17 protein-coding genes are annotated in these 20,245 nt (G+C 65.9%); all 17 read left to right on the top strand.

Features of this window, described 5'->3' with window-relative positions; genetic code table 11:
- Positions 1 to 98 precede the first annotated feature (98 nt).
- On the top strand, positions 99 to 2,219 hold the full coding sequence (locus AC1VWL_RS00085; protein WP_482985316.1) for a putative bifunctional diguanylate cyclase/phosphodiesterase: 2,121 nt from the start codon (positions 99 to 101) through the stop codon (positions 2,217 to 2,219).
- A gap of 230 nt (positions 2,220 to 2,449) precedes the next feature.
- Positions 2,450 to 3,580, top strand: coding sequence for a flagellar biosynthesis protein FlhB (gene flhB / locus AC1VWL_RS00080; protein ID WP_482985315.1), 1,131 nt, complete (start codon positions 2,450 to 2,452; stop codon positions 3,578 to 3,580).
- On the top strand, positions 3,577 to 5,685 hold the full coding sequence (gene flhA, locus AC1VWL_RS00075; protein WP_482985314.1) for a flagellar biosynthesis protein FlhA: 2,109 nt from the start codon (positions 3,577 to 3,579) through the stop codon (positions 5,683 to 5,685). Before flhB ends, flhA begins: the two co-directional genes overlap by 4 nt.
- Positions 5,686 to 5,837: 152 nt before the next feature.
- Positions 5,838 to 7,670 carry a flagellar biosynthesis GTPase FlhF gene (flhF, locus tag AC1VWL_RS00070; protein ID WP_482985313.1) on the top strand — a complete coding sequence of 611 codons (1,833 nt, stop codon included), beginning with the start codon at positions 5,838 to 5,840 and terminating at the stop codon, positions 7,668 to 7,670.
- Complete coding sequence (locus AC1VWL_RS00065; RefSeq protein ID WP_282271271.1) at positions 7,657 to 8,541, top strand: MinD/ParA family ATP-binding protein; 885 nt, start codon at positions 7,657 to 7,659, stop codon at positions 8,539 to 8,541. The genes flhF and AC1VWL_RS00065 overlap by 14 nt, the downstream gene beginning before the upstream one ends.
- On the top strand, positions 8,538 to 9,287 hold the full coding sequence (locus AC1VWL_RS00060; RefSeq protein ID WP_481510679.1) for an RNA polymerase sigma factor FliA: 750 nt from the start codon (positions 8,538 to 8,540) through the stop codon (positions 9,285 to 9,287). Before AC1VWL_RS00065 ends, AC1VWL_RS00060 begins: the two co-directional genes overlap by 4 nt.
- Positions 9,288 to 9,300: 13 nt before the next feature.
- Complete coding sequence (gene cheY, locus AC1VWL_RS00055; protein ID WP_282271267.1) at positions 9,301 to 9,693, top strand: chemotaxis response regulator CheY; 393 nt, start codon at positions 9,301 to 9,303, stop codon at positions 9,691 to 9,693.
- On the top strand, positions 9,693 to 10,313 hold the full coding sequence (locus AC1VWL_RS00050) for a protein phosphatase CheZ (RefSeq protein ID WP_282271265.1): 621 nt from the start codon (positions 9,693 to 9,695) through the stop codon (positions 10,311 to 10,313). Before cheY ends, AC1VWL_RS00050 begins: the two co-directional genes overlap by 1 nt.
- 3 nt (positions 10,314 to 10,316) lie before the next feature.
- On the top strand, positions 10,317 to 12,182 hold the full coding sequence (locus AC1VWL_RS00045) for a chemotaxis protein CheA (RefSeq protein WP_482985312.1): 1,866 nt from the start codon (positions 10,317 to 10,319) through the stop codon (positions 12,180 to 12,182).
- 240 nt (positions 12,183 to 12,422) lie between these two features.
- Complete coding sequence (locus AC1VWL_RS00040) at positions 12,423 to 13,163, top strand: flagellar motor protein (protein WP_296250550.1); 741 nt, start codon at positions 12,423 to 12,425, stop codon at positions 13,161 to 13,163.
- A gap of 3 nt (positions 13,164 to 13,166) precedes the next feature.
- Complete coding sequence (gene motD, locus AC1VWL_RS00035) at positions 13,167 to 14,114, top strand: flagellar motor protein MotD (RefSeq protein WP_482985311.1); 948 nt, start codon at positions 13,167 to 13,169, stop codon at positions 14,112 to 14,114.
- A complete protein-coding gene (locus tag AC1VWL_RS00030) occupies positions 14,114 to 14,896 on the top strand; it encodes a ParA family protein (RefSeq protein ID WP_482985310.1) in 783 nt (260 codons plus the stop codon). The genes motD and AC1VWL_RS00030 overlap by 1 nt, the downstream gene beginning before the upstream one ends.
- Positions 14,893 to 15,873 carry a chemotaxis protein CheW gene (locus tag AC1VWL_RS00025; protein WP_482985309.1) on the top strand — a complete coding sequence of 327 codons (981 nt, stop codon included), beginning with the start codon at positions 14,893 to 14,895 and terminating at the stop codon, positions 15,871 to 15,873. The genes AC1VWL_RS00030 and AC1VWL_RS00025 overlap by 4 nt, the downstream gene beginning before the upstream one ends.
- 332 nt (positions 15,874 to 16,205) lie before the next feature.
- Positions 16,206 to 16,514, top strand: coding sequence for an STAS domain-containing protein (locus AC1VWL_RS00020; RefSeq protein ID WP_282272997.1), 309 nt, complete (start codon positions 16,206 to 16,208; stop codon positions 16,512 to 16,514).
- A complete protein-coding gene (locus tag AC1VWL_RS00015) occupies positions 16,511 to 16,876 on the top strand; it encodes a response regulator (protein WP_038688521.1) in 366 nt (121 codons plus the stop codon). The genes AC1VWL_RS00020 and AC1VWL_RS00015 overlap by 4 nt, the downstream gene beginning before the upstream one ends.
- A gap of 36 nt (positions 16,877 to 16,912) precedes the next feature.
- A complete protein-coding gene (locus AC1VWL_RS00010; protein WP_482985308.1) occupies positions 16,913 to 18,874 on the top strand; it encodes a chemotaxis protein CheA in 1,962 nt (653 codons plus the stop codon).
- Positions 18,875 to 19,171: 297 nt separating this feature from the next.
- Positions 19,172 to 20,245 (top strand): MCP four helix bundle domain-containing protein (locus tag AC1VWL_RS00005; protein ID WP_482985307.1); only part of this gene is annotated, 1,074 nt, incomplete at its 3' end.

Here is a 20,245-nt window from a genome sequence, read left to right as displayed (position 1 = left end):
GATAGTCCGGGGTACAGCACGGGCCGCAGGGGAATGCGGAACCGCGTACGACATCTCGCTTCCGCGACCGCGGCGCGACAACCTTAGGGAGAGGTTTGATGCTCGTTGGCAGCTACAACCCGTTGTTTGTCGTGCTGTCGATCCTGGTGGCAATCCTCGCCTCGTTCACGGCGCTGGACATGGCCTCACGGGTATCCGCCTCGCAACCACGTCGCGCCGCCGCCCGCTGGCTGCTGGCCGGCGGTGTTGCCATGGGGGCGGGCATCTGGTCGATGCACTTCGTCGGCATGCTGGCGTTCCGCCTGCCCATCCCGCTGGGCTACGACCTGTGGCTGACCGTGGAGTCACTGCTGGTAGCGGTCGCCGCCTCGATCTTCGCCCTGTGGCTGGTGTCGCGCCCCACCCTGCCGCACCTGCGCCTTGCACTGGGCGCATTGTTGATGGGCCTGGGCATCGCCTGGATGCACTACGTCGGCATGTCGGCGCTGAAGATGACCCCGGAGATCGACTACGACCGGGTCTGGTTCGTGCTTTCGATCGTGATCGCGGTGGCTGCTTCATGGAGCGCCTTGTATATCGCCTTCCGCCTGCGCACGGTCGAACATGCGTTGCCACCGCGCCTGATCGCGGCCGCGGTGATGGGCCTGGCCATCGTCGGCATGCACTACACCGGCATGGCGGCGGCACGCTTCCCCGCCAATTCCGTCTGCACCGCGGCCACCACCGGCGGCGTTCCCACCGAATGGCTGGCTGCCTGCGTGGTGCTGCTGACCGTTGGCGTGATGGGCGTGGTACTGACCATTTCCCTGTTCGAGCAGCGCATGCAGGCGCGCTTGCTGCATCTGCGCAATTCGATGCTGGCAGCGTCGCTGGACGATGCCCGCAAGGAACTGTTCCATGCCAGCCAGCACGACTCGCTGACCCGCCTGCCCAACCGCCAGCTCTCGCATGAGCGCATCGAACAACTGTTGCAGGGCAAACAACCGTTCGTGGTGATGTCCATTGACCTGGATGGCTTTCGCCATATCAATGGCGCATTTGGCTCGCAGACCGGCGATGCCGCCCTGGTCGACATCGGCGAACGCCTGCGTCAGCTGCTCCCAGCCGATGACCTGGTCGGCCGCCTTGGTGGCGACCAGTTCGTCATCGCCACCCAACTCAGGCATGCCGAGGAGCTGGACTCGCTGGCCGACCGCATCATGATGGCGGTCAATTCCGTGCGCGTTGGTGGGCGTGAGCTGCGCATCACCGCCAGCCTGGGCATCGTCGAGCACCCGCAGGTCGGCAAAACCGCCGCGCAGCTGATCGCCATGGCCGAGACCGCCATGGCCTATGCCAGGCAATCCGGGCGCAACACGCATGCGGTGTTCGCCGATTGGATGAACGACAACGTCGAGCAGGACCGGCGTCTGCTGGAAGACCTGCGCAAGGCCCTGGGCACGCCGCAGCTGTCACTGCACTACCAGCCGCGCGTGCACGCCAACAGCGGCCGCATCAGCGGTGCCGAAGCGCTTATCCGCTGGCGTCATCCAGAACACGGCTATGTGCCGGCCGAGCGCATCATCCGGCTGACCGAACAGAGCGGCCTGATGGATGTGATCGGCAACTGGGTGCTGGACGAAGCCTGCCGGCAGATGCGTTGCTGGCAGGATGCCGGCAACAGCGAGTGGCGGGTGGCGGTCAACCTGTCGGGGCGCCAGCTGGGCTCGCCGAAGCTGATCGAGGATGTGCGCAACGCGCTGGAACGCAACGATCTTGAGCCCTCGCGCCTGATTCTGGAGATCAGCGAAGGCGCGGTGATGCGCGACACCGACAATGCCATCGCGGTGCTGCGCAGCGTCGCCGCGCTCGGCGTCGGCATCTCCATCGATGATTTCGGCATCGGCGTGTCCAGCCTGCTGCACCTGAAGCGCTTGCCCGCCACCGAAATCAAGATCGACCGCGCCTTCGTGCTGGCGTTGGAAGAAAGCGACGAAGACGTGGTGATCGTCTCGGCGATTGTCGCCCTTGGGCACGCGCTGAACATGGAGATCGTCGCCGAGGGCATCGAGACCCAGGGGCAACGCTCCTATGTGGAACGGCTTGGCTGCGATCACCTGCAGGGCTACCTGCTCGGCCGCCCGGTCAGTGCGGAGAACTTCATGCGCCTGCACGGCGGCGACGCCCAGCATGCGGCCCTGGAAGCACGGCTGGCTTCGTTCAACACCAGCCAGGAGTAGCCCCGTAGTGCCGAGCCATGCTCGGCAGAGGCATTACCCATGAACCCAAACCTGTAGTGCCGAGCCATGCTCGGCATGGGGATTTACCGGTAGAGCCCTTGCCGAGCATGGCCCGGCACTACAGTGGGATTGCTTGTAATGCCCCAGCCGAGCATGGCTCGGCACTACCAAAGCCCATTTTGGAATGATTTTTGCACGGCCATGGAAGAACCCTCCTTCCATGCCATGCAATGTCCGAGAACGAACAGGCCGGGGAAAAAACCGAACTCCCCACCGAAAAACGCCTGCGCGAGGCCCGCGAGCAAGGCAATATCCCGCGCTCGCGCGAGCTGGCGACCGCCGCGGTGTTCGTCGCCGCCGTGCTGGCGCTGTACGCCATGGCCGGCTCAATGGGCAACTCGGCCCGGCAGTGGATGAAGGCTGCGCTGTCGCCTGAGGTCGGGCTGCTCAACACCCCGAACGCCCTGTTCGGCCACGCCGGCTGGATGCTGCTCAAGCTGATGCTGGCCTTCAGTCCACTGATCGTGGTGTGCCTGGCGGCCGGCATGATTGCCCCGGCCTTGATGGGCGGGCTGCAGTTCTCCAACAAAGCGCTGATGCCCGATCTCAAGCGCATGAACCCGCTGACCGGGATCAAGCGCCTGGTCGGCGCCGAAGCATTGGCCGAGCTGGTCAAATCGATGCTGCGCGTGGCCTTCGTCGGCACGGCCGCCGGCCTGTGCATCTGGCAAGGTGCCGACGGCCTGCGCGGGCTGCTGCACCTGCCACTGGAGAGCGCCATTGGCCGCGGCCTGGGCTTCACCCTCAAGCTGCTGCTGGCCACCGCGGGTGCCATGGCCCTGCTCGCCGCCATCGACGCGCCCTACCAGAAGTGGAACTGGCTGCGGAAGCTGAAGATGACCCGCGAGGAGCTGCGCCGTGAGATGAAGGAAAGCGAGGGCAGCCCTGAGGTCAAGGGTCGCATCCGGCAGATGCAGATGCAGCTGTCACAGCGGCGGATGATGGAAGCCGTGCCCACCGCCGACGTGGTGCTGGTCAACCCCACCCACTATGCGGTCGCCCTGAAGTACGAGAGCGGACGCATGAGCGCCCCCACCGTGGTCGCCCGCGGCGTCGACGAACTGGCCCTGCGCATCCGCCAGGTAGCCGACGGCAACAAGGTCGCCGTCGTCTCGTCACCGCCTTTGGCACGCGCCTTGTATCGGGAAAGCCAACTCGGCAAGGAAATCCCCGTGAGACTGTATTCGGCTGTTGCCCTGGTCCTGTCCTACGTCTACCAGCTGCGCCAATGGCGCACGGGCCCGATGCCGCAGATGGCACCCATCGATATTGACGAGTTCGGCAAGGGAGGCACCCGATGAACGCCCAGACCTCGGGTTTCTCCGCACGCCGCGTGCTGGACATGCTGCGCCACGGGCTTGGCGCGCCATTGATCGTGCTGGCCCTGCTGGCAATGGTGGTGGTGCCGCTGGCCGCGCCGGTGCTGGATGCCCTGTTCACCCTGAACATCGCCATCTCCATGCTGGTGCTGCTGGCCGTCGTGTACGTGAAGCGACCGCTGGACTTCACCATCTTCCCGATCGTGCTTTTGGTCACCACCATGCTGCGGTTGGCGCTGAACGTAGCCTCCACCCGCGTCATCCTGCTCAATGGCCAGGACGGCCACGAAGCCGCCGGCAAGGTGATCGCAGCGTTCGGTGAATTCGTCATCGGCGGCAACTACGCCGTCGGCATCGTGGTGTTCGCGATCCTGACCATCATCAACTTCGTGGTCATCACCAAGGGTGCCGGACGCGTGTCGGAAGTGACCGCGCGCTTCATCCTGGACGCCATGCCCGGCAAGCAGATGGCGATCGACGCCGACCTCAACGCCGGTTTGCTGACACGCGAGGAAGCCAAGGTCCGCCGTGAAGAAGTCCGCGAGGAAGCCGACTTCTACGGCGCAATGGACGGCGCCAGCAAATTCATCCGCGGCGACGCCATCGCCGGCATCCTGATCCTTTTCATCAACATGCTCGGCGGCCTGGCCGTGGGTGTACTGCAGCACGGCATGCCGTTCGGCGACGCAGCGGCCACCTATACGCTGCTGTCGATCGGTGACGGCCTGGTGGCGCAGCTGCCGGCATTGCTGGTTTCCAGCGCCGTGGCCATGCTGGTCACCCGCGCCTCGCGCTCGCAGGACATGAGCGAAGCGATGATGGGCCAGGTGTTCGGCCAGTACCGTGCCCTGGCCATCACCGCCGGCATCATCGGCCTGGTCGGCCTGGTACCGGGCATGCCGAACCTGGCCTTCCTCAGCCTGGCCGCCATCCTCGGCTTCATCGCCTGGAAATTGTGGAAACGCGAGACCAGTGCTGCCGCCAAGACCTCCGCCAACGACACCACGGCCAACGAAGGTGGCTTGAACGCCCTCGGCCAGCCGCAACCCGCCCCTACCGCTGAACTGACCTGGGACGAACTGCGCCCGGTCGATCCACTGGGCCTGGAAGTCGGCTACCGGCTGATTCCGCTGGTCGACAAGGCCCAGGGCGGCGAGTTGATGACACGCATCAAGGGCGTGCGCCGCAAGCTCACCCAGGACCTGGGCTTCCTGATTCCGCCGGTCCATATCCGCGACAACCTGGAGCTGCCGGCCACGCATTACCGCCTGCTGATCCACGGCGTGCCGGTCAGCACGGCCGACATCCATCCGGACCGCGAACTGGCGTTGGACCCGGGCAGCGCCATGGGCACGCTGGAAGGCATTGCCGGCAAGGACCCGGCGTTCGGCCTGGACGCCACCTGGATCCAACCGCATCAGCGCGCCCATGCCGAGTCGCTGGGTTACACCGTGGTCGATCCCGCCACCGTGGTCGCCACCCACCTGTCGCACCTGATCCGCGAGCACGCGCCGGAACTGCTCGGCCATGAAGAAGTCCAGCAGCTGCTGGCGACCCTGGCCAAGAGCGCACCCAAGCTGGCCGAAGACCTCTCGCCCAAGGCGCTGCCGCTGTCCACCGTGGCCCGGGTGCTGCAGAACCTGCTGATCGAGCGCATCCCGATCCGCCAGCTGCGCAAGATCGCCGAAGCGCTGGTCGAAGCCGCACCGGTCACCCAGGACCCCGCCGCGCTTACCGCCTCGGTACGCGGTGCGCTGGGCCGCTTCATCGTGCAGGAAATCGCCGGCTCCTCGCCGGAGCTGCCGGTCTTCACCCTCAACCCGCAATTGGAACGCGTCTTGCAGGAGTCAACACAAGGCAATGGCGCCGCACTGGAACCTGGTCTCGCCGAACGCCTCCACCAAAGCCTTGCCGACTGCGTCGGCAAGCAGGAGGCCCGCAACGAGCCGGCTGTAGTGCTGGTACCGGCCCCGGTCCGCGCCGCGCTGGCGCGCCTGGTCCGCCACAGCGTTCCCTCGCTGTCGGTCCTGGCCTACAGCGAAGTGCCGGAAGACAAACGCCTGAAGCTGGTCGGCACGATCAGCTGAGGCAGCCCGAAAACCGACACCGTCAGCAATGCCGGTGACGGAAACCAGACACCTGCTGCACCGCACCCATTCCGCAAGAAGGAGCCCGCCACGCCATGTTCGACATCGCCAACGCCACTCCTTCGCCGCAGCCTCACTCCCGGTACCAAAGCATGAAGATCAAACGTTTCGTCGCCGCTGACATGCGCACCGCCATGAACCTCGTGCGCAAGGAACACGGCCCCGATGCCGTGATCCTGTCCAACCGCCGGATCGAGGAAGGCGTGGAGATCGTGGCTGCCGCGCACTACGACGAGACCGCAGTGAAGCAGGCGCTGGAAGCCAGCCGCCCGGCACCGCCGGCCCCGGCCAAGCCGCGCAGCGCCGCCGAAGCCATCATGGCCGCGATGACCCGCCGCAAGGCTCCGGAACCGGAACCGGTCACCGCCACCACCTCGGCCGTCGCCGCCCTGGCACGTTCGGCGGTTGGCGCCACCGGTCGCTCCATCGACAACAGCATCGAGCTGGCACCGGGCAGCCGCTTCGCCGGCCTGCTCAAGTCGGCCGAGGTTGAACCGGTCGCTCCCCGCACGCCGGCCCCGCAGACCTTGTTTGCCACCCAGCCGGCCAGCGCCGACGAACTGCCGATCGTGCCGGCGTTCCGTCCGGTCGGCAGCGCCGCTGCGGTCGCGCCGCTGGCCGCCGCACCCGCGGTCACCCAGCAGGCCAGCTTTGCCGACGCCATCGCCGCCGTCACCATCGAGCCGCCCGCACCGATGGAACGCGCGCGCTTCGTCATCGATCCGCCGATGCCCGAGCCGGAGCTGCTGCAGCCGACCATTGCCGCAGCCATCCCCGCGATTCCTGTCGCACCGGTGTTCAACCCTGTTCCGGTCGCCGTGGCACCCGTCGCAGTCGCGCCCGCAATCGAGGCAATCGCAGCCCCGGTCGCTGCGGTAGCAGTCATCGCCGCCGTCGCTAGCCCGCAGCCAGCGGAAGCGCCGGTCACCCGCGCTGTTGAAACCACCGAAACTGCGGCCGTTGCGGCCAGCTCCCCGGTGAGCGCAGTGACCAGCGCCCCGGTGATCATCGCCCGCGACGACGAACAGCTCAGCCAGCTGCGCCAGGAAGTGGCCGGCATGCGCCACCTGATCGAGCGCGAGATGAACCGCTTCACCGATGAACGCCTGCGTGGCAGCGCGGTGCGCGCCAATGCGCTGGACCTGATGGACGAATACGGCTTCGACGCAGGTCTGGCCCGCGACGTCGCCACCCAGATCCCGGCCGACATCGATCCCAGCCGCGCCCGCGGCCTGATGCTGGGGCTGATCTCCAAGAAGCTGCCGATCGCCCCGGTCGACCCGATGGAAACCGGCGGCGTGATCGCCCTGGTCGGCCCCACCGGTGCCGGCAAGACCACCACCATCGCCAAGCTGGCCTCGCGTTTCGCCGAAGCCCATGCCGCCCGCGACGTGGCCCTGGTCACCACCGATACCCAGCGCATCGGCGCCCGCGAGCAGCTGTACGGCTTCGGCCGCCAGCTCGGCATCGCCGTGCACGAGGCCAATAGCGGCACCGACCTCAACCAGCTGCTGCAGAAGCTGGCCGACTACAAGCTGGTGCTGATCGATACCGCCGGCCTGGGCCAGCGCGACCGCGCCCTCACCGCCCAGCTGCAGTGGCTGCGCGCCGCCGGCCAGATCCGCACCCTGCTGGTGCTGCCGGCCAATACCGCCTTCCAGGACATGGACGAAGTGGTGCGCCGCTTCAGCGCCGCCAACCCGCAGGGCGTGGTGCTGACCAAGCTGGACGAGACCGGCCGCTTCGGTTCTGCCCTGTCGGTGGCGGTCGATCACCGCCTGCCGATCACCTGGGTGACCGACGGCCAGGACGTCCCGGAAGACCTTTATCGGGCCTCTGCCGCAAATCTTGTACTCCGCCTTGAAGATTTGCGCCGCGCGGCCGATATGCCCTGCAACACGGAGTTGAACAATGCAGTCGCGTGAGTACGCCAAGCTGACCAACACCTTCCCGCTGTCGGCAACCCGGCACGAACCAGCCGGCCCGGTACGCACCATCGCGGTCACTGGCGGCAAGGGCGGTGTAGGTAAAACCAATGTCTCGGCCAACCTGGCCGTGGCACTGGCAGGCATGGGCAAACGTACCCTGCTGCTCGACGCCGACCTGGGCCTGGCCAACATCGACGTGGTGCTGGGCCTGCAGCCCAAGCACACCCTGGCCGACCTGGTCGCCGGACGCGCTACGCTGGAAGAAGTCATCATCGAAGGCCCGAACGGCGTGCTGGTCGTGCCCGCCGCCTCGGGCCGCCGGCACATGGCCGAGCTGCAGCCGGCCGAACACGTCGGCCTGGTCAATGTGTTCTCCGAGCTGGAGCGCGAGCTCGATGTGATGATCATCGACACCGCCGCCGGCATCACCGACAGCGTGCTGACCTTCTGCCAGGCCGCCCAGGACACCGTGGTGGTGGTCTGCGACGAACCGGCCTCGATCACCGATGCCTACGCATTGATCAAGGTACTCTCGCGCGAGCGCGGCGTGGACCGCATCCAGGTCGTCGCCAACATGGTGCGCGACCCGAACGAAGGCCGCGCCCTGTACGAAAAGCTGGTGCGGGTCTGCGAGAAGTTCCTGATCGATGTCTCCCTGAACTACCTGGGCTGCGTACCGCAGGACGACTGGCTGCGCCTGTCGGTGCAGCGCCAGCAGCCGGTGGTCAAGCTCTATCCTTCCGCGCCAGCCTCGCTGGCCATCAACGAAATCGCCCGTCGCACCGCGCGCTGGCAAGCCCCAACCGCCCCGCGCGGCGGCGTTGAGTTCTTCCTGGAACGCATCATCCAGCAGAAGGTGAAGGCATGAACAATGCAGCCGCCCAATACCGTGAGGTCCAGCGCAACGCGGCCAATGACTGCATTGCCCGCCACGCCGACCTGGTACGCCGCATCGCCCACCACCTGGCCGCGCGCCTGCCCGCCAGCGTCGAGGTCGATGACCTGATCCAGGCCGGCATGATGGGCCTGATCGAGGCCTCGCGCAGCTATGACGCCGAACAGGGCGCTTCGTTTGAAACCTACGCTTCGATCCGCATCCGCGGCTCGATGATCGACGAGATCCGCCGTGGCGACTGGGTGCCGCGCTCGGTGCACCGCCGCGCCCGCGATGCCGCTGCCACCATCCGCCGCCTTGAGCAGAGCAGCGGCCGTGCGGCCAGCGCCAGTGAAGTGGCCGAAGCGATGGAGCTGCCGTTGCCCGAATACATGCGACTGGTTGAAGACGCCTCGCGTGGCCAGGTCTTGAGCCTGGAGTCGCGGATCGAAGACCAGGGCGAGCTGGACACCCCCAGCACCGGCGGCCCCAACCCGCAGCAGGTATTGGAGCGCAGCCAGTTCGGCGCCGAGCTCGGCAAGGCCATCGGCCAGTTGCCCGAGCGCGAGCAGCTGGTGCTGTCGCTGTACTACGAGCAGGAATTGAACCTGAAGGAAATCGGCGCGGTATTGGGCGTGAGCGAATCCCGCGTCTGTCAGATCCACGGCCAGGCCACGCTGCGCCTGCGTAGCCGACTGAAGATTTTCGAGGCGGCCGACGCCGGGCTCGAAGAACCATGAAGAGGAAAGTCTTTTGAACAAGAACATGCGCATCCTGATCGTTGACGACTTCTCGACGATGCGCCGCATCGTCAAGAACCTGCTCGGCGATCTGGGCTTCACCAATACCGCCGAAGCCGAGGACGGGCATGCCGCGCTGTCGATGCTGCAGACGCAGTCGTTCGATTTCGTCGTCACCGACTGGAACATGCCGGTGATGACCGGCATCGAGCTGCTCAAGGCGATCCGCAACGATGCCAAGCTCAAGACCTTGCCGGTACTGATGGTTACCGCCGAGGCCAAGCGCGAGCAGATCATCGAGGCCGCACAGAGCGGCGTGAACGGCTACATCATCAAGCCGTTCACCGCGCAGACCCTGGAAGAGAAGCTCGGCAAGATCTTCGAACGCCTGGCAGCGAGCGCCTGATGAACCAGCCCGGGGAAGCATTGAGCGACAAATCGGCCCTGGTGCAGCGCCTGCAGGACGCACTGGCAGCATTGGAAAGTGGCGATGAGGCTGGCTGGCGTCGGGAAATCGACGCGCTCGCCGCCCTGCGCACGCAGCCGATGATGTCCGGCCTGGGCAGGCTTGCACGCGAACTGGGCCAGGCGCTGGGGGAACTGCCCAGCGTGCCCAGCGAAGCCGGTGAGCTGGACGACGCCTGCGCGCGCCTGGACCACGTGGTGCAGATGACCGAGCAGGCCACCCATCGCACGCTCGATCTGGCCGAAGAATGCCGCGCGCTGACCGAGCGCCTGCGTGCGGACGGGCTGAATGCCGAACAGGGCGAGATCCTCGAACGCATCCGCCACAACCTCACCGAAGTAGCGCTGACCCAGAGCTACCAGGACCTGACCGGGCAGATCATCCGCCGCGTGGTCGGCATCGTCCGTCGCGTGCATGAAGGTTTTGGCGCGCTCGGCCTGCCGCCGCCGGAAGAAGAAGCGCGCAACCAGGGCCTGGCTGGCCCGGCCGTCAATGGCCTGGACCGTCATGCCGTGTCGCAGGTGGACGCAGACGACCTGCTCTCGGACCTGGGGCTGTAAGCCATGAGTGCTTTTGCCGACGACATCGCCGCTGACTTCATCATCGAAGCGCAGGAGATCCTGGATCGCCTCGGCGAGCAGCTGGTGACGCTGGAACAGGCACCGCACGACAGCGACCAGCTCAACGCCGTGTTCCGTGGCTTCCACACACTGAAAGGTGGCGCCGGTTTTCTGGCGATCCATCCGATGGTGGAGCTGTGCCACGCCGCCGAAGAAACCCTGGGCATGGCACGGGCAGGCAAAGCCGAACTGCTGGCGCATCACTTCGACGCCGCCCAGCAATCGCTGGATTGGCTGCAGGCCATGCTCGACGCAGTGTCATCAGGCACCGAACCGGAGCATGCACCTGCTGCGCTTATCGCACAGTTCGATGTTGGCGCCGCCCCCGTGGTCGCAGTCGTGCAAGCGGTCGCTGCGCCTGCGGGTGACAGCGACCTGATCAGCGAAGACGAGTTCGAAGCCCTGCTCAACGAACTGCACGGCAGCGGTACGCCCGGTGCCCAGCCGATCGCTGCGGCAAAGTCCGGCGACGACCTGATCGACGAAGACGAATTCGAAGCCCTGCTGGACAAGCTGCACGGCGGTGCCGCACCGGGCGCCGTTCCCGTCCAGCCCGTTCCCACCGCGCCAGCCAAACCCAGGCCGGCCGCACCGCCGACCGCAGCACCCCGCGCTGCCGCCGGCGCCGCCAAACCGGCAGCGGCAAAAGCCGCCGAACCCGAGCACACCGTGCGCGTGGACACCAAGCGGCTGGACGCCATCGTCAACCTGATCGGCGAACTGGTGCTGGCCCGCAACCGGCTCAAGACCTTGCGCATGCGCCTCAAGGACGAAGAGCTCGACCGTGCAGTCTCAACCCTGGACATCGCCACCGCACGCCTGCAGTCGGCGGTGATGCGCACCCGCATGCAACCGGTCGGCAAGGTGTTCTCGCGCTTCCCCAAGGTTGCCCGTGACGTCGCCCGCTCACTGCAGAAGGAAGTCGATCTGGAGCTGATCGGCGCCGATACCGAACTGGACCGCAACCTGGTCGAGGCGCTGGCCGATCCCTTGGTGCATCTGGTCCGCAACGCCATCGATCATGGCGTCGAATCGCCCGAACTGCGCGAAGCCCAAGGCAAGCCGCGCATGGGCCGGGTGCGCCTGTCCGCACAGCAGGAAGGCGACTACGTCAGCATCGAAGTGCAGGACGATGGCGCCGGCATCGACCCGGAGCGTCTGCGCGCCAAGGCCCGCGACAAGGGCCTGCTCGACCCGGAAGCCGCCGCCCGCCTGAGCAGCGAAGAGTGCCTGCACCTGGTATTCCTGCCCGGTTTCTCGACCAAGCAGGAAGTCACCGACATCTCCGGCCGTGGCGTCGGCATGGACGTGGTGCAGTCACGCATCCGCGAACTCAGTGGCCAGATCCAGATCCAGTCCGAGCTGGGCCGTGGCAGCCGCTTCCTGATCCGCGTACCGCTGACCCTGGCGATCCTGCCGACCCTGCTGGTGCAGGCTGGCGAGGACGTCTACGCCCTGCCCCTGGCCCGCGTAATGGAAGTGCTGCACGCACCGGCCACCTCGCTGGGTTGGTTCGATGGTCGCGCGGTGCTGGACCGCAAGTCCCACACCCTGGCCCTGCTGGACCTGCGCCAATGGCTGGGCATCACCCCTGCACCGTCGACGCTGCTGACCATCGTCGTGCTGCAGATGGGCGAAGCCCGCTTCGGGCTGGTGGTGGACCAGGTTCGCGGCCGCGAGGAAGTGGTGATCAAGCCGCTGCCACGTGCACTGCGCGGCCTCAACGGTTATGCCGGCGCCACCTTGATTGGTGATGGCCGCATGGCGCTCATTCTGGATGTAGATGGGTTGCGTGGAGTGCAGGGGTAAGCAATGCAGCAACACCCTCGGCAAAGCCCGCAATCACGCAACCCGACAGCCCCAGCGATGCTGACTGTCCCCTCTCCCGCAAGCGGGAGAGGGCGGCCCCGCGAAGACGGGGCGGGTGAGGGGCGCTTCTAGCTTTTAAAGCCAAGAGCGCCCTCACCCCAACCCCTCTCCCGCGCGCGGGAGAGGGGCTCAAGCAAAGCCCTGATTCAAGACCGCTACAACGAGGCCGATATACGCACCATGGACCGACTCAGCATCATTGGACTCTTCCTCGCCCTCGCCTCCCTGGTGGGTGGCAGCATCCTCAAGGGCGCCGGCCTGTCCTCGCTGTGGTCACCTGCTGCGTTCGTGATCGTCATCGTCGGCACCCTGGCAGCAATCCTGCTGCACACCTCGCCGGCCGTGTTCAAGCACGCCTTCAAGATCGTGCGCTGGGTGATCCGCCCGCCAGCCAGCGACCGTCGGGCACTGGTGCAGCAGATCGTCGACTGGAGCAACATCGCCCGCCGCCAGGGCCTGCTCGGCCTGGAGCCGCAGGTCGAGCTGCAGGACGATCCGTTCATCCGCAAGGGCCTGCAGCTGGTGGTCGATGGCGTCGAGCCGGACACCATCCGCCACATGCTGGAAATCGAACTTGGCAGCCAGGAGCAACAGGATCTGGCAGCCACCAAGGTATTCGAAGGCATGGGCATCTATGCCCCCACCCTGGGCATCATCGGCGCGGTGCTCGGCCTGATCGCGGTGATGAAGAACCTTGCCGACCCTAGCAAGCTCGGCCACGGCATTGCTGCCGCGTTCACTGCCACCATCTATGGCATCGCTTCGGCCAACCTGCTGTTCCTGCCGGTGTCTGCCAAGCTCAAGGGCGTGATCGCCAGCAGCTGCCGCGAGCGTGAAATGATCATCGAAGGCCTGATCGCCATTGCCCAGGGCGAGAACCCGCGCAATATCGAGAACAGCCTGGCCGGCTTCGTGAACTGACCCATGGCCCGCCGCAAGCACCACGAAGAGCACGCCAACCACGAAGCATGGGCCATCCCCTATGCCGACCTGATGACGCTGCTGCTCGCTTTTTTCGTGGTGATGTACGCCATCTCGTCCTTGAACGAAGGCAAGTACCGGGTCATGGCCGATGCCCTGACCACCGCCTTTGGCGGCGCCCCGCGCACCATCAGCCAGGTGCAGGTGGGCAACAAGCAATTGCAGGGCGGCGGCTTTGATTCGCCTTCGGTGATCAGTGCGCCGAGCATGACCGGCGGCGCGCTGGCAGATCCCACCCAGTTGCCATCGATGGCATCGCATATGCGCATGCCTGTGTCGGCACACAATCAGGAACAGCTGCAGCGCGCCGAGCGCCAGCTCAACCAGATCGCCGACCGCCTCAGCCAGTCGCTGGCGCCGCTGGTCAAGCAGGGCGTCATCACCGTGCGTCGCACCGAGCTGTGGATCGAGGTCGAGATCAACAGCGACATCCTCTTCACCACTGGTTCGGCAGCCCTGGACGCCAGCGCTCGCGACACGCTCGGCACCCTGGCCGATGTGCTGCTGGATGCGCCCAACGGCGTGCGCGTCGAAGGCCACACCGACAACCTGCCGATCGCCACCGCGCAGTTCCCATCCAACTGGGAACTGTCGGCCGCACGTGCCGCCAGCGTGGTGCACCTGTTCGCCGACCATGGCGTGCAGCCGCAACGACTGGCGATGGTCGGTTACGGCCAGTTCCGTCCACGCGAGAGCAACGATGCGCCCGAAGGGCGCAACCGCAACCGGCGGGTGATGGTGATCATCCTCGCCGATTCGGCAGCGGCGGCCGATCTGCCGGCTGCCGGTAACACCACAGCCAGTACCAGCGACGAGGACGACAACGGCGGCACCTCTGCCGCAGGCGCCATTCGCAGCGCGGTACCGGCGGTCATCGAAGGAGTCCAATGATGCGCATCTGGGCCATAGCCAACCAAAAAGGCGGCGTCGGCAAAACCACCACCACTTTGTCGCTGGGCCGCGGCCTGGCCGCTCGCGGGCACAAGGTGCTGCTGATCGACCTGGACCCCCACTCCTCGCTGACCCGCGCCTTCGGCGTACCGGTTGAGCCGGTGCCACAGGGCGTGCAGGAACTGTTCGCCACGCCACCACATGAGATTGCTGCGCTCGCCCGCCACAGTGATATTCCCGGGTTGGACTATCTGTGCGCGCAGGCCTCGCTGGCCACGCTGGAACGTCGCAGCGCCAACCAGCCTGGTCTGGGCCTTGCCCTGCAGCAGGCGCTCGCTCGGCACGGCGAGCAGCACGATTACATCCTGCTGGATTGCGCACCGACGCTGGGGTTGCTGATGATCAATGCCCTGGCCGCCGCTGACCGCCTGATCATCCCGACCCAGGCCGAGCCGCTGGCCCTGCACGGCCTGGACGGCATGGTCCGCACTGGTGAGATGGTCGAGCGCTCGCGCAAGCGCTCCCTGCCGATCTCGGTGCTGCCGACGCTGTTCGACCGCCGCACCCGCGCCGGCAATGAAACCCTGAAGCTGATGCAGGATCGTCACGGCGAGCGTGTCTGGGAAGACGCCATTCCGGTCGACACCCGCATCTGCAATCCCGCCGCCCTGACCGTGCCTGTGCTCGGCGACGATTACCCAGGGCGCGGCATGGCCGCTTACCGGCACGCCCTTGAGTGGCTGCTGCTCAACGAGGCCGCGCAGTTGGAGCGCGCCGCATGAGCAGCGACGTACTCGACGACTATCTGGGCGAACTGCTGCTGGAGGCAGTGCCCCCAGCGGTAGCCCCCGCACCCGCAACGCCTGCCAAAGCGGCGGCGATCGAAGTGCCGGGCGACAGCGCTGAACTTGAAGCAGTGTTCGAAGCCGCACTGGCCGAAGCGCAAGCCAAGCCTTCAGCCGCCCCGGCACCTGCTCCGGCAAGCATTGCGTCCGGCGATACCGCAGCTTTGCAGGCCGCGTTCGACGACGCAATGGCGGCCACCAGCGCCGCCAATGCCGGTCGTCCTCCTACCTGGGATGACCTGCCGGATGAAGTGATCTACGAAACCGGCCCGGCCGAAAGCCGCAAGCTCGCCCATAGCGACAGCGCCAGCTTGCAGGCTGCGTTTGAGACCGCCGCAGGTTTGCCGGCAAGCCCGGTCCCGGCGCCGCGCAGCACTCCGAACGTCCGCGCCCTGGCAGAGCCTTCGTCGGATGCACGCCCCAGCACCTGGCAGGAACTGCAAGCGCAGGCACAGCGGCCAGCGAGCAGTCCACAGCAACGCCGCGCCGCCGAGCGCAGCTCGCGCTGGCTGCGCCTGCGCTGTGGCCAACAAACGTATGCACTGGAGCTGCTGAAGGTGCAGGAAGTCGTCCTCCCGGTACCGCTGCTGGCACTGCGCGGCACCGGTCCGGCCATGCTCGGGATCATGAACCTGCGCGGCCAGGTCGTCCCGGTGATGGACCTGTGCCGTCATCTCGACGTGCAGAGTGCCCCGGAAGACGCGCAGACCCGCATCGTCGTACTGGAAGAAAACGGCGAGACCCTGGGCCTGCGCGTATCAGCAGTGGAAGACGTCGCCAACCTCAACGACTCGCAGATCGAGCCACCGGACACCGCGCGCATCTGCCAGATCTCCAACGAACTGTTCCGCGGCATCGCCCGCGTCGGCCAGCAACCGATGATCCTGCTGGACGCCGCCCGCCTGCTGCGCTGATTGCCTCCTCTGTTTTGCGCGTCAAAGGGGAACGAAGCAACGGTGGTGCCGAGCCATGCTCGGCAGAGGCTTTACCGGTAAGGCTCCAGCCGAGCATGGCTCGGCTCTACCTAATCAAAAGCTACCCCTCCCCAACCCTCCCCTCCGCCTTCGACGCAAGGGAGTGAGCAGAGCTCACCCCTCCCCAGCCCTCCCCTTCGCTGCGCGAAAGGGAGGGGGCAAAACTACAAAACCGTGCGCCCGTTAACACTATCTGCTGCAGCGCATCGCAGCCCTAAAGTTCGCCAGCGCATCGCCGCTATCTCTCCCAGTAACGTTCGTTCGGAGCAACGATGAGCACTGTGGCCCTCGCCCAGGATCTCGGCATCGAGTCCACCAGCGACTTGAAGCAACAACTGGCAACCCACCTGCCGCAAGCAGGCGAATTGCGCGTGGATGCCGGCCAGGTCGGCCGCGTGCACACCGCCGCGATGCAGGTGCTGTGCGCTTTCGTGCTGGCACGCCAACACGCCGGTCACGCCACTGTCTTTGACAACGCTACCGATACCTTCCGTGACGCCGCGCGCCTGCTCGGTGTCCTCCGGACCCTCGGTCTGGAAGCAACCCCTGACACAACGAAATCTGTGGAGAACGCTGCATGAGCGCACGAATCTTGGTGGTGGACGACTCGGCGTCGATGCGCCAGATGGTCTCTTTCGCCCTCACCTCGGCCGGCTTTTCGGTTGAAGAAGCCGAGGACGGCGCGGTCGCCCTGGGGCGTGCCAAGGGCCAGCGTTTCAACGCCGTGGTCACCGACGTCAACATGCCGAACATGGATGGCATCTCGCTGATCCGTGAACTGCGCCAGCTGCCGGACTACAAGTTCACGCCGATGCTGATGCTGACCACCGAGTCGGCCGCCGACAAGAAATCCGAAGGCAAGGCCGCCGGTGCCACCGGTTGGCTGGTCAAGCCGTTCAATCCAGAACAGCTGGTTGCCACCGTACAGAAAGTCCTGGGCTGATCAGCCCACCTGCCCCACCGATCGGATACCGCGCCAATGAGCATGGACCTGCAGCGTTTCCACGCCACCTTCTTCGAAGAAAGCCGCGAAGGGCTGGATGCAATGGAGGCCGGCCTGTTGGCACTGGAAGACGGCCAGCACGACCCTGAAGTCATCAATTCGGTGTTCCGCGCCGCCCACTCCATCAAGGGCGGCGCCGGCACCTTTGGCTTCGACGCCATTGCCGCACTCACCCACGTGCTGGAAACGCTGCTCGATGAGCTGCGCGCGGGCAAGCGCGCACTCGAAAGCAACGCGGTCGACGCGATGCTGGGTTCAGTGGATGTCCTGCGCGCATTGCTTCGCGAAGTCGAACACGGCCAGCCCGCCGACCCGGCAGCGGTCAAGGCGATAACCGACCGCTTGCAGGCAGTGCTGTCGGGCGCGGCACCGGTTGCCGTGGCGGCAGTCAAACAGGAAGAAACCCCGGACGCCTGGCAGATTGGCTTTGCCCCGGCACCGTCGCTGTTCATGAGCGGCAACGACCCGCTGCGCATCATCCGCGAGCTGGAAACCCTGGGTTCCCTGCACGTCGAGCCGCGCATGGCGCGCCTGCCCAGCTTCGACCAGCTCGATCCGCTGGAAGCCTACCTGGCCTGGGATCTGGGCTTGGTTGGCAAAGTGCCGCGCAGCCGCATCGAAGACACCTTTGCCTGGGTGGTCGATGATTGCGAGCTGGATATCCGTCCGGCCGCTCCCCCCAGCCTTGCAGTGGAAGCGCCGGCCGCGGCCGTTGCCAACATCGCCGAGGCCGCCGTCAAGGCACCCGCCAGCGGCCAGCAGCACGAAGCTGAAAGTTCGATCCGGGTCAGCGTCGACAAGGTCGATGCGCTGATCAACCTGGTTGGCGAACTGGTCATCACCCAGGCCATGCTCAAGCAGGTTTCCGGTGGGCTGGATCCGGCCCACGCCGAACAACTGCTGGCTGGCCTGGATCTGCTGGAGCGCAATACCCGCGACCTGCAGGAAGCCGTCATCGGCGTGCGTATGCTGCCGGTGGATGCCGTGTTCCGCCGCTTCCCGCGCCTGGTCCGCGACCTCTCCAGCCGCCTCGGCAAGCAGGTGCGCCTGCGCACCATCGGCGAAGGTACCGAGCTGGACAAGGGCTTGATCGAAAAGATCGCCGATCCCCTGGTGCATCTGGTCCGCAACTCCATCGACCACGGCCTGGAAATGCCGGACGTGCGTCGCGAGTCCGGCAAGGACGAGACCGGCACGATTACCCTGGCCGCATCGCATCAGGGTGGCCACATCGTCATTGAAGTCAGCGACGACGGCCGCGGCCTGAACCGCGACAAGATCCTGGCCAAGGCACTGGAACGCGGCTTGAGCGTGCCGGACAACCCCACCGACGCCCAGGTCTGGGACCTGATCTTCCAGCCCGGCTTTTCCACCGCCGATGCGGTCACCGACCTGTCCGGTCGTGGCGTCGGCATGGATGTGGTCCGTCGCAACATCCAGGCGCTGGGTGGCGAAGTGCAGCTGGAGAGCCGCACCGGTGCAGGTACCCGCGTACTGATCCGCCTGCCGCTGACGCTGGCCATCCTCGATGGCATGACTGTCTCGGTTGCCGGCGAAACCCTGATCCTGCCGCTGGCCTACGTGCTGGAGGCACTGCAACCGCAGCCCGACGACATCCGCACCATGGCCGGCGAAGGCCGGGTACTGCGCGTTCGCGGCGAGTACCTGCCGATCCTGTCGCTGGGCGAGTACTACGGCTACCCCGACAACCCGCAGGCCGAACCGCTGGTCGTGGTGGTCGAAGGCGATGGCCAGAAGATCGCACTGGAAGTGGATGAGTTGATCGGCCAGCAGCAGGTCGTGGTCAAGAACATCGAGAACAACTACCGACGCATCAGCGGCGTCTCCGGCGCCACCATCCTCGGCGATGGCCGGGTTGCGCTGATCGTGGACATTGGTGGTTTGGTACGTTCACTGCGTACCCAGCAAGCCGCCTGATCGCGCCGTAACACGCAACCGACGCCGCTCGCCCAATACCTGGGTGGGCGGCGTTTTGCTGCGCGTGCGTTGCTGCCGGATGCAGCGATTGGTGGCGTACCTTCGCCCGTTACAGCAGGCTGAATCGCTGCTGCAACACGTCTTCAAGAAGCTCGAAAAGTTGCCGATACCGCATCGCAATGCAATCAGGTGGTCAACCAACCTGGGTCGCCGTCGCGGCCAGCAGCACGCACGACATTTCACAGGAACGCCGGACCTGTGGATAGCCCCCCATGCCCGCCTACGGAGATGTCTGCAATGAAGTGGTTCCAGAACCTGTCGATCACGCGAAAGCTGGTGCTTGCGTTCTGCAGCACCAGCCTGCTCACCTTGCTGCTTGCGCTGTTTGCGCTGTGGCGGATGAACGTGGCCGACGTCCAGATACAGCAGGTCAACAACAACTGGATGCCTGCAGTCCAGCAGCTTGGTGAAATGCGCGCCCAGCTTGGCGAATACCGCACCTTCGAGCAGGCCCAGCTCAACTACCAGGGCAACCCGGAACAATTGGCCGACTACGACAAGCGCATGGCCGACAGCCGCAAGCTGATCGAAGCGGCAGAGAAGGCCTACGACGACATCGAAGCCGACTACAGCGCCACCGAGCTGGCGATGTACGACAAGATGAAAGAGCTGCGTGCCGGCTATTTCGAAGCACACGACCGCATCGCCGCCGCGATCGCCGTCGATGACTTCGTCACCGCCAACGCCATCTCCAGCGGTGACTCGCGCAAGCTGCGCCGCGCCCTGTTCGACCAGCTCAAGCAGATGTCGCAGTACAACCAGGAACAGCTGACCAAGCAGACTGCCGAGTCTCGCAGCGCACACCAGCGCTCGTTGATCGCCATCGTGATCGGTCTGGGTCTTGCACTGCTGCTGGCCGCCGCACTGGGCTGGGCCATCATCCGCGCCATCATGCTGCCACTGGCTGATGCCGTGCGCGTGGCCGACGATGTCGCCGCCGGCAAGCTCGATCGCCGCATCGACGCCTCGCGTCGCGACGAAGTCGGCATGTTGCTGCAGTCCATGCAGCGCATGCAGGCGCAGCTGCAGTCGGTGATCGGCGCGCAGCGTGAGATGGCGCGCCAGCACGAGACCGGCATGATCAGTTACCGCATGGACGAGACCGCCTTCCCCGGTGACTACGGCGTGATGGTCAAGGAAAGCAACGCGCTGGTCGCTTCGCACATCCAGATGCTGCTGTCCGCATTGGAGATCATCAAACGCTATGCCAATGGCGATCTGTCCGTCGATATCGAACGCCTGCCCGGCGAGAAAGCCGTCATCACCGAGACCGTGGATGCGGTCAAGGCCAGCCTGTCGGCGATCAACAGC

The organism is Stenotrophomonas sp. STEN063 (assembly GCF_056854515.1).
The sequence above is the reverse complement of the archived record's forward strand: the minus strand, read 5'-3'. Positions and strand labels throughout refer to the sequence as shown.